The sequence below is a fragment of the Mesorhizobium sp. M1A.F.Ca.IN.022.07.1.1 genome (genome assembly GCF_003997575.1).
GTDB lineage: Bacteria > Pseudomonadota > Alphaproteobacteria > Rhizobiales > Rhizobiaceae > Mesorhizobium.
Genome location: NZ_RZST01000268.1, coordinates 1 through 8,536, shown reverse-complemented (window position 1 = coordinate 8,536; position 8,536 = coordinate 1). Strand labels below are relative to the sequence as shown.

The window sequence follows — 8,536 nt, the reverse complement described above, 5'->3', positions numbered from 1 at the left end:
GCTTAGACGCGGTACGTTTGCATCCGGGCCGACGAATAAAAAATCTTCGAAGTTCGCGAAACTAAGTTTTTGACGCCTCGTATCTCCTCGCGTTCCCAAGGATTGGGAAAAACAACCAGAGGAGACTGATACAATGCGTAAACTCGCCACCCTTCTGCTTGCCTCTGCAATCGGCCTTTCCGCGCTTGGCGCCGTTGCCTATGCCGCCAATCCGATGGTCGGCGGCGCCCCGATGTATGCCAAGAAGAACATCATCGAGAATGCCGTCAATTCGAAGGACCACACCACGCTGGTCGCCGCCGTCAAGGCCGCCGGCTTGGTCGACACGCTGCAGACCCGCGGTCCTTTCACTGTCTTTGCCCCGACCAACGAGGCCTTCGCTGCACTTCCGGCCGGCACCGTCGAGACGCTGCTCAAGCCCGAGAACAAGGACAAGCTGACCAAGATCCTCACCTGCCATGTCATTGCCGCCAAGGCGCTGGCCGCCGACGTCGCCAAGATGGCCAAGGCCGATGGCGGTGCGCATGAGGTCAAGACCGTCGGCGGCTGCGCCCTGACGCTGAAGTCCGAAAAGGGCAAGGTCACGGCGACCGACGAGAACGGCAACGTCGCTCATGTCACAATCGCCGACGTGCGCCAGTCGAACGGCGTCATCCACGTCATCGACAAGGTTCTTCTGCCGAAGATGTAACAAAGCGCGTGCGGCCGGCGAAGTGGCGTATGTCCGCGCCGGCCGCACGGTCTCCCTCCCACGATCCGTGCTGCCGTCAAGCGCCGCTCCGCATCGCCAGGGCTTGGGTCGACGCGGGGTGGCGCGCGAACCGTCACCGGCTTTTGCTTTTCCGGTGGCGTCCTAGTTTGTAAGATCACGTCAGGAGGAAAGGCCATGAACCGTCGCGACTTTCTCTGGAGCGGTGCCGCCGCCACTGCCCTCACAATCGGAGCCGGAGCGGCGTTGCACATGGGCGGCGCGAAGCCGGCTCTGGCCGCCGAGACCTTCGAGATCACCAAGACCGACGCCGAATGGCGCGCCATCCTTTCGGATGCCGCCTTCGACGTGCTGCGCAGGGAGGGCACCGAATATCCGGGCACCAGCCCGCTGCTCAACGAACACCGCAAGGGCATCTTCGCCTGCGCCGGATGCGACCTGCCGGTCTATCCGTCGGAAACGAAGTTCGATTCCGGCACCGGATGGCCGAGCTTCTGGCAGGAGATCCCCAATGCCATCGGCAAGACCGAAGACCGTTCGCTCGGCATGACGCGCACCGAGGTGCATTGCCGCCGTTGCGGCGGTCATCTTGGCCATGTCTTCGACGACGGCCCGCCGCCCACCGGCCTGCGCCACTGCATCAACGGCGTGGCGCTGACCTTCAAGCCCGCCGCGGCCTGAGCGGACTGCGATCTGTCCAAAGAAATGACCCCGGAAATCGGCGACGATTTCCGGGGTCACGCCTTGAGGACGCCAGGCGGGGGTTCCGGCTCCTCAATGGCCTCCGCCGCCACCGCCGCCTTGCTGTGCCGGCTTGTTGATGAACAGCACGAAAAATCCGAGCGAGGCGAACAGCACGGTCAGCATCATGAACACGTCCATGAAGGACAACAGCGCCGCCTGCTGCTGCACCATGCCGGACAGCTTTGAAATGGCGGCGGTCGTGGCGTCGAGGCCGGCGTTTTGCTGGAAGGTCAACGTCATGTTCTGCAGCTTGGTCTGCGCGGCCTCGCTGCCCCACTGCACATGCTCGGAAAGCCTTGCATAGTGAAAGGCATTGCGGTCGATCAGCACCGTGTTGATGACTGCCAGGCCGACGGCACCGCCGAGATTGCGGGTCAGGTTGAACAGGCCCGACGCATTCTTCAGCCGCTCCGGCGGCAGCGTGCCGAGCGCGATGTTGTTGATCGGCACCATGCACAGCATCATCGAGCAGCCGCGCAGGATCTGCGGGATCAAGAGCTCATAAAAATCCCAGTCGGCGGTGAGATGCGTCATCCACCATGTGCCGGTGGCGAAGCCGATGAAGCCGACCATCATCATCAGCCTGAGATCGATCTTGTTCGACAGGATGCCGGCGACGGGCGCGGTGAAGAACATCGCCAGGCCGCTGACGAACAGCGCCTCGCCGATCATCATCGAATCGTAACCGCGGATGCGGCCGAGGAACACCGGATAGAGGTAGGTCAACCCGTAAAGGCCGATGCCGACCACGAAGGAGAACAGCGAGCCGAAGGCGAAATTGACATTGTTGAAGGCCCGCAGATCGACGATCGGCTCCTCGGCGGTGAACACGCGCCAGAAGAAGATGAGACCGCCTATGGTCATGATGATGGCGCAGGCAAAGACGGCCGGCTCCTGCAGCCAGTCATGGTTCGGGCCTTCCTCCAGCACGTATTCCATGCAGCCGAGGAAGGCGGCCATGCCGATCAGGCCCCACCAGTCGAACTTGGAAAACAACTTGAGGTTCGGCTTGTCGAAATCGATCAGCGACCAGGCAGCCGTCGCCACCAGTATGCCCGGCACGACATTGATCAGGAACAGCCAGTGCCAGGACATGGCATGGCTGATATAGCCGCCGACCGTCGGGCCGATGGTCGGCGCCAGCGTCGCCACCAGGCCGATCATCGGCGAGACGACGGCGCGGCGCGACGGCGGGAAGATGGTGAAGGCGGCAGCGAACACGCTCGGAATCATGCCGCCGCCGATAAAGCCCTGGATGGCGCGGTAGACGATCATCTGGTCGATGTTGGTGGCGGTCGCGGCCAGCGCGCTTGCTGCTGTGAAGCCGGCGGCCGCGGTCGTGAACAGCACGCGGGTCGACAGCATGCGGCTGAGGAAGCCCGACAGCGGGATCATCACCACTTCCGCGATCAGATAGGCGGTCTGAACCCACGGGATCTCGTCGGAGCTGGCGCTGAGGCCGGCCTGGATCTCGGCCAGCGATGCCGAGACGATCTGGATATCGAGGATCGCCATGAACATGCCGAACACCATCGCCAGGAAGGCGATGACGCGGCGCGCCGGCATGTGGTCGGCGGGGGCGGCGGCTGCCGGACGTGCCGGCGCTGCTCCTGCGGTAATGGTTGCGGTTGCCATCTCATGGCCTCCCTGCGGCAGCTCCAAAAGTGCGCGGCGTTTTCCGCCCGGAACTGCGTCAAAACAGGCTGGGCGGCTCGGCGCTCAATTGGCCACCGGGCCGCCCCCCAAACTCTCAGTTGGTCGTCGCGGCCGGCGCGGTGCGGCTGTCGGCGGCGACGATGACGCTCAGGCCGGCGCGCAGCTTGCCGGTCTTCAGCACGTCGGCCGGCACGTCGATGCGGACCGGCACGCGCTGCACGACCTTGGTGAAGTTGCCGGTGGCGTTTTCCGGCGGTAGCAGCGAGAACACCGCGCCCGAAGCCGGCGCCAGCGACGAAACCGTGCCCTCGAAGGTCTGGCCGTCGATGGCATCGACCGTGATGCGGACCTTCTCGCCAGGCACCAGCCGGCCAAGCTGCGTCTCCTTGAAGTTGCCGACGATGTAGAGCTTGTCCATCGGCACGACGACGGCGAGCTTCTGGCCGGGCGTGACGAGGTCGCCCTGTTCGACCGAGCGGTTGCCGACGACGCCGTCATAGGGCGCCTTGAGCACGGTGAAGGAAAGGTCACGCTGCGCCTTGTCGCGGGTGAGCTGCAGCAAGGCGAGCGTGCTGGCGGATTCCGCACGCTGGGCTTCGAGCACGCCGATATTGGCCTGCGCGGCGGTGATCTGCGCGTCGGCGCCGGCGAGGGCTGCCTTGGCCTGGTCGAGCGCCGTCTGGGCGTCGTCGAGTTGTGCCTGCGTGCCGACATGCGTCTTGAGCAGCTGCGCCGCGCGGGCCTGTGCGCGTGCCGCATTGTCGGCCGCCGCCTGGTCGGCGATCTTCTGCGCCTGTGCTTGCGCCAGCGAGGCCTGCGCCGCCTTGGTTTGCGCATCGATGCGGTCGAGCGTCTTCGCCAGCGTGGCGATCTGCGCCTCCGCCTGGCCGACCGCGATTTTGTAGTCGCCGTCATCGATGACGAACAGCGGATCGCCGGCCTTGACCCTCTGGTTCTCGCTCACCAGCACCTTGTCCACATAGCCGGAGATTTTCGGCGACACGAACGACATGTCGGCCTGGACATAGGCGTCGTCGGTGGAGATCATGAACCGGCCGTCGGTCCAGTAATCGTAGCCGTACCAGGAGCCGGCGCCGAGGAGGCCCAGCCCGATGATCGGCAGCAGCAGCGAGCGGACAGAGCGCTTCTTCTTGGCCGGCGCTTCGGCAGGCGCGGGAGGAGCGGGCAGTACAGGCGCTTCCGGAGCTTCGGTCGACGGCTGGACCTTGGCGTTGGGGAAATTGCGGACTTCGGCGGTAGCGGGCGCGTTCGAGGACATGATAATCTCTCTGGGACAAGTCAGTCAGACTGAACCGTTCGGTTCGAATTGGTGATTGACATAGCGCGGAAAGAGGCCCATATCAAGAGCAAATCGAACCGGTTGGTTCGAAATATTTCGTGAGGTTTGACTCCGATGGTCGAAACGACAGCCGATAGCGATCTGCTCGACCTGCGCAAAGGCCGTCCCGCGGCCGGGCAGGATCCGATCAAACGGGCCCAGATCATCGAAGGCGCGCGCCGCGTCTTCATCGACAAGGGCTTCGAAGCCGCGTCGATGAACGACATCACGCGCGAGGCCGGCGTCTCCAAGGGCACGATCTACGTCTATTTCGCCAACAAGGAAGAGCTGTTCGAGGCTCTCATCGAGGAAGAGCGTGGCACCATCTTCAAGAATATGTATGAGGTGCTCGACCATTTCGACGACCTGCGCAAGACGCTGGTGAAGTTCGGCATGGTGCTCTCCGCCAAGATCACCTCGGCCAAGGTCATCCAGGCGCAGCGCACCGTGGTCGGCGCTTCCGACAGGATTCCCGAGCTTGGCGCCCGCTTCTACGAGCGCGGTCCCAAGCGTGGCCACGACAAGGTGATGATCTTCCTCAACGAAGCCGTCGAACGCGGCCTGCTGAAGATCGACGATGTCGATCTCGCCGCCTATCAGTTCACCGAGCTCTGTCTCGCCGGCCTCTTCCGCCAGTGCATTTTTTCCTACCGCACCAAGGCGCCGAGCCAAGCCGAGATCGAGCATGTCGTTCGCTCCGGCGTGAACGTCTTTCTGAAGGCCTACGGCACCGAGAAGCTCGCGGCCGAGGAGCAGGCGTCGCTCTCGGCGTGAACCCGCGGCGCGCAGCGATTGCGAAGGAACGCGAGGCGCTTTGACGACGCTACGGCGCCGCGGCAGCCGACTTCGATGCCACCGGTCACCTCCTTCTTCCAGCCCAACTCGAGCCGTCGACCGGCACTTTTCCCGGACCCTTCCGGAAGAGCTTGTTAACCATCGGTTCCTATGTCTCGGGACACGTTTGTTCGACGAATCTCGAGTGTGACATCCATGCGTTTTACCCGTGCCAATCCTTCCGGCGCTTCCGCTTACGGCGACAACGACGACAGCAGCTCGGAAGACGCGCGGCATCATGGCGCTGCCGTGCCGCCGCAGCGACAAACGGGGCAGGTCGTCACGCTGCGAGCCGCCGCTGACGGCGAATCGAACGCCGCCGATTCGGCTGGCGGCGACGAGTTCGGCGGCCAGGCCTGGCAGCAATATTTCTTCCTCGCGCCCAATGTGCGCTTCACTCGCACGCCGGATTCCGACAAACGGCCCGCACCGGAGCCAGTTGATGAAGCGCCGGCCAAGGCGGTGGCTTCCCGCGGGCTTCCCATTCGTCCGGCGCCGCTGGCGCCCCAGCCGACCAATCCGGGCCGGGCAGTCCCCGCCGCGGCCGCCACCGCCCAGGCCAAGCCGCCGCAGGCCATCGTCAAGCCGCAGCAGGCCAGCGCCGCGCCGCCGCCACGGGCCGTAGCCACTCCGGCACAAAAGCCGCAGCCGCCGAAATTTCGTTGGTCCTATCTTTCCGACGATGCGTTTTTCGAGTTCAGCCTGCCCTTGCTCGCCGAGCGCCTGGCGCGGGCACGGCTGAACGATCCTTTGCAGACGCCCGCGGCTCCCGCGCGGATGAGTCCTGCGGCGCAACCGAGCCCGTTCCGCCCCGCCGCGATCGGCGAGGCGACCTCGTTCTACCGCGTCATCGAATGGCGCTCGCACGGGCCGGCCGCAAGTCTGGCCCCGCTGACTCCGCCGGTCGATCTGCCCGCTCTCCGGTCCGCTCCTGGGGAAATCGAATCGCGCGCGCCCGCGCCTGAGTCCGTCGCGCCGCGTCCCATCGCAAAGAGCGCCAAGGCCGCCAGACCCGCGCCGCCCCTGCCCGTCGCCGGCAAGGTCGCGCCGCAGCCCGCTTCGGCCGGCTACGAGCTTCCGTCCGAGGAATTGCTGCAGATGCCGCCGGAAGGCCAGGGCTTCTACATGTCGCAGGAGCGGATGGAACAGAACGCGGACCTGCTCGAAAGCGTGCTGGAGGATTTCGGCGTCAAGGGCGAAATCATCCATGTCCGGCCGGGTCCGGTCGTCACGCTCTACGAGTTCGAGCCGGCGCCGGGCGTGAAGTCCAGCCGCGTCATCGGCCTGGCCGACGACATCGCCCGCTCCATGTCGGCCATCTCGGCGCGCGTCGCGGTGGTGCCGGGCCGCAACGTCATCGGCATCGAGCTGCCCAACGAAACGCGCGAGACGGTCTATTTCCGCGAGCTGATCGAGTCGACCGGCTTCCGCAACACGTCGTGCAAGTTGGCGCTGGGGCTGGGCAAGACCATCGGCGGCGAGCCGGTCATCGCCGACCTCGCCAAGATGCCGCATCTGCTGGTCGCCGGCACCACCGGCTCGGGCAAGTCGGTCGCCATCAACACCATGATCCTGTCGCTGCTCTACCGGATGAAGCCGGCGGAGTGCCGCCTCATCATGGTCGATCCCAAGATGCTCGAATTGTCCGTCTATGACGGCATCCCGCATCTGCTCACGCCGGTCGTCACCGATTCCAAGAAAGCGGTCACCGCGCTCAAATGGGCGGTGCGCGAGATGGAGGAGCGTTACCGCAAGATGGCGCGCCTCGGCGTGCGCAACATCGACGGCTACAACCAGCGCGCCGCGGCCGCCCGCGACAAGGGGGAGGTCGTGGTCATGCAGGTGCAGGTCGGCTTCGAGAAGGGCACGGGCGAGCCGCTGTTCGAGGAGCAGGAGATCGACCTCGCGCCGATGCCCTACATCGTCATCATCGTCGACGAGATGGCCGACCTGATGATGGTGGCCGGCAAGGAGATCGAAGGCGCCATCCAGCGGCTGGCGCAGATGGCGCGCGCCGCCGGCATCCATTTGATCATGGCCACACAGAGCCCGTCGGTCGACGTCATCACCGGCACCATCAAGGCCAATTTCCCCACCCGTATCTCCTTCCAGGTGACGTCCAAGATCGACAGCCGCACCATCCTTGGCGAGCAGGGCGCCGAGCAGCTGCTCGGCCAGGGCGACATGCTGCACATGGCCGGCGGCGGGCGCATCGTGCGCGTGCACGGTCCCTTCGTCTCCGATCTCGAGGTCGAACACGTCGTGGCGCATTTGAAGGCGCAAGGCCGCCCGGAATATCTCGATACGGTCACCGCCGGCGAGGAAGAGGAAGAAGATCCGGCCGACACGGGTCCAGTCTTCGACAAGGGCTCGATCGACGCCGAGGATGGCGACGCCCTCTATGAGGAGGCGGTCAAAGTGGTCAAGCGCGACAAGAAATGCTCGACCTCCTACATCCAGCGCCGCCTCGGCATCGGCTATAACCGCGCCGCCTCGCTGGTCGAACGCATGGAGAAGGAAGGCCTGGTCGGCGCGCCCAACCATGTCGGCAAGCGCGAAATCCTTGCCGGCCGGCGCGACCATGCGCCGGAGCGCGACGAGACGGATTGAGCGGGCGTTAGGGCGCGCAGTCAGGTCGGCCGATCGCGGCTGGTCCTGCCCGTCCTTGTCTATCTGGGGCCCTCGGGGAGAGGTCAGCCGGGCGAAGCGGAGACTGGGTGAGGGGGAGCGCAGTACGCGGCTGCCCTGCTCCAAGGCGAAAAATGCGTCAGCCGCCGTTCGCCACCAAGGCGATCGCCGCGCGCAGATCCTCGAGCCCTGAGGCCTTTTCCGACGAAGTCGCGAGCACCGCCGGGAACGCCGCCGGCCGTTTCTTGATCTTGGCAAGCGTCTCCTCGATCAGCTTCGGCACGCCGGCCGCCTTGATCTTATCTGTCTTGGTCAGCACGATCTGGTAGGACACCGCCGCCTTGTCGAGCAGCGACAGCACCTCCTCGTCCTTGGCCTTGATGCCGTGCCGGGCGTCGATCAGCACATAGACGCGCTTCAGCGTGACGCGGCCCTGCAGATACTCGAAGATCAGCTTCGTCCAGGCATCGACCTTATCCTTCGGTGCGCTGGCGTAGCCGTAGCCCGGCATGTCGACCAGCGCCATCGGCGGCAGGTCGGCGCCTTCGCCGGAGAAGCCGTCCGGCACGAAATAGTTCAGCTCCTGCGTCCGTCCGGGCGTGTTGGAGGTGCGCGCCAGCCCCTTC

At 65.1% G+C, this 8,536-nt stretch carries 7 protein-coding genes; 4 read left to right on the top strand and 3 right to left on the bottom strand.

The features are described from left to right. Positions 1 to 133: 133 nt before the first annotated feature. Together EOA75_RS24175 and msrB are read left to right on the top strand one after the other, a co-directional pair. Complete coding sequence (locus EOA75_RS24175) at positions 134 to 691, top strand: fasciclin domain-containing protein (protein WP_127247474.1); 558 nt, start codon at positions 134 to 136, stop codon at positions 689 to 691. 195 nt (positions 692 to 886) lie between these two features. Then, positions 887 to 1,390 carry a peptide-methionine (R)-S-oxide reductase MsrB gene (gene msrB, locus EOA75_RS24170; protein ID WP_067323811.1) on the top strand — a complete coding sequence of 168 codons (504 nt, stop codon included), beginning with the start codon at positions 887 to 889 and terminating at the stop codon, positions 1,388 to 1,390. Positions 1,391 to 1,483: 93 nt separating this feature from the next. Here msrB and EOA75_RS24165 read toward each other — a convergent pair whose 3' ends face one another. Both EOA75_RS24165 and EOA75_RS24160 read right to left on the bottom strand, forming a co-directional pair. After that, on the bottom strand, positions 1,484 to 3,088 hold the full coding sequence (locus EOA75_RS24165) for a DHA2 family efflux MFS transporter permease subunit (protein ID WP_067003293.1): 1,605 nt from the start codon (positions 3,086 to 3,088) through the stop codon (positions 1,484 to 1,486). A 115-nt stretch (positions 3,089 to 3,203) separates the two neighbouring features. After that, a complete protein-coding gene (locus tag EOA75_RS24160; RefSeq protein WP_095799024.1) occupies positions 3,204 to 4,388 on the bottom strand; it encodes an HlyD family secretion protein in 1,185 nt (394 codons plus the stop codon). Positions 4,389 to 4,523: 135 nt separating this feature from the next. On the opposite strand from EOA75_RS24160, the gene EOA75_RS24155 reads away from it, so the two are divergent. Both EOA75_RS24155 and EOA75_RS24150 read left to right on the top strand, forming a co-directional pair. Further along, positions 4,524 to 5,222, top strand: coding sequence for a TetR/AcrR family transcriptional regulator (locus tag EOA75_RS24155; RefSeq protein WP_067323814.1), 699 nt, complete (start codon positions 4,524 to 4,526; stop codon positions 5,220 to 5,222). 216 nt (positions 5,223 to 5,438) lie between these two features. Further along, positions 5,439 to 7,892, top strand: coding sequence for a DNA translocase FtsK (locus EOA75_RS24150; RefSeq protein ID WP_127325345.1), 2,454 nt, complete (start codon positions 5,439 to 5,441; stop codon positions 7,890 to 7,892). 157 nt (positions 7,893 to 8,049) lie between these two features. Here the strand turns inward: EOA75_RS24150 and yihA are convergent. Then, positions 8,050 to 8,536, bottom strand: a 487-nt coding sequence (gene yihA, locus EOA75_RS24145; RefSeq protein WP_127325344.1) for a ribosome biogenesis GTP-binding protein YihA/YsxC, incomplete at its 5' end; no start/stop codon positions are given.

What these genes read in the sequence shown, in the direction of transcription:
- EOA75_RS24150 (WP_127325345.1), top strand. Translation starts at nt 5,439, where the DNA reads ATGCGTTTTACCCGTGCCAATCCTTCCGGCGCTTCCGCTTACGGCGAC.
- EOA75_RS24175 (WP_127247474.1), top strand. Translation starts at nt 134, where the DNA reads ATGCGTAAACTCGCCACCCTTCTGCTTGCCTCTGCAATCGGCCTTTCC.
- EOA75_RS24155 (WP_067323814.1), top strand. Translation starts at nt 4,524, where the DNA reads ATGGTCGAAACGACAGCCGATAGCGATCTGCTCGACCTGCGCAAAGGC.
- EOA75_RS24160 (WP_095799024.1), bottom strand. Translation starts at nt 4,388, where the DNA reads ATGTCCTCGAACGCGCCCGCTACCGCCGAAGTCCGCAATTTCCCCAAC.
- msrB (WP_067323811.1), top strand. Translation starts at nt 887, where the DNA reads ATGAACCGTCGCGACTTTCTCTGGAGCGGTGCCGCCGCCACTGCCCTC.
- EOA75_RS24165 (WP_067003293.1), bottom strand. Translation starts at nt 3,088, where the DNA reads ATGGCAACCGCAACCATTACCGCAGGAGCAGCGCCGGCACGTCCGGCA.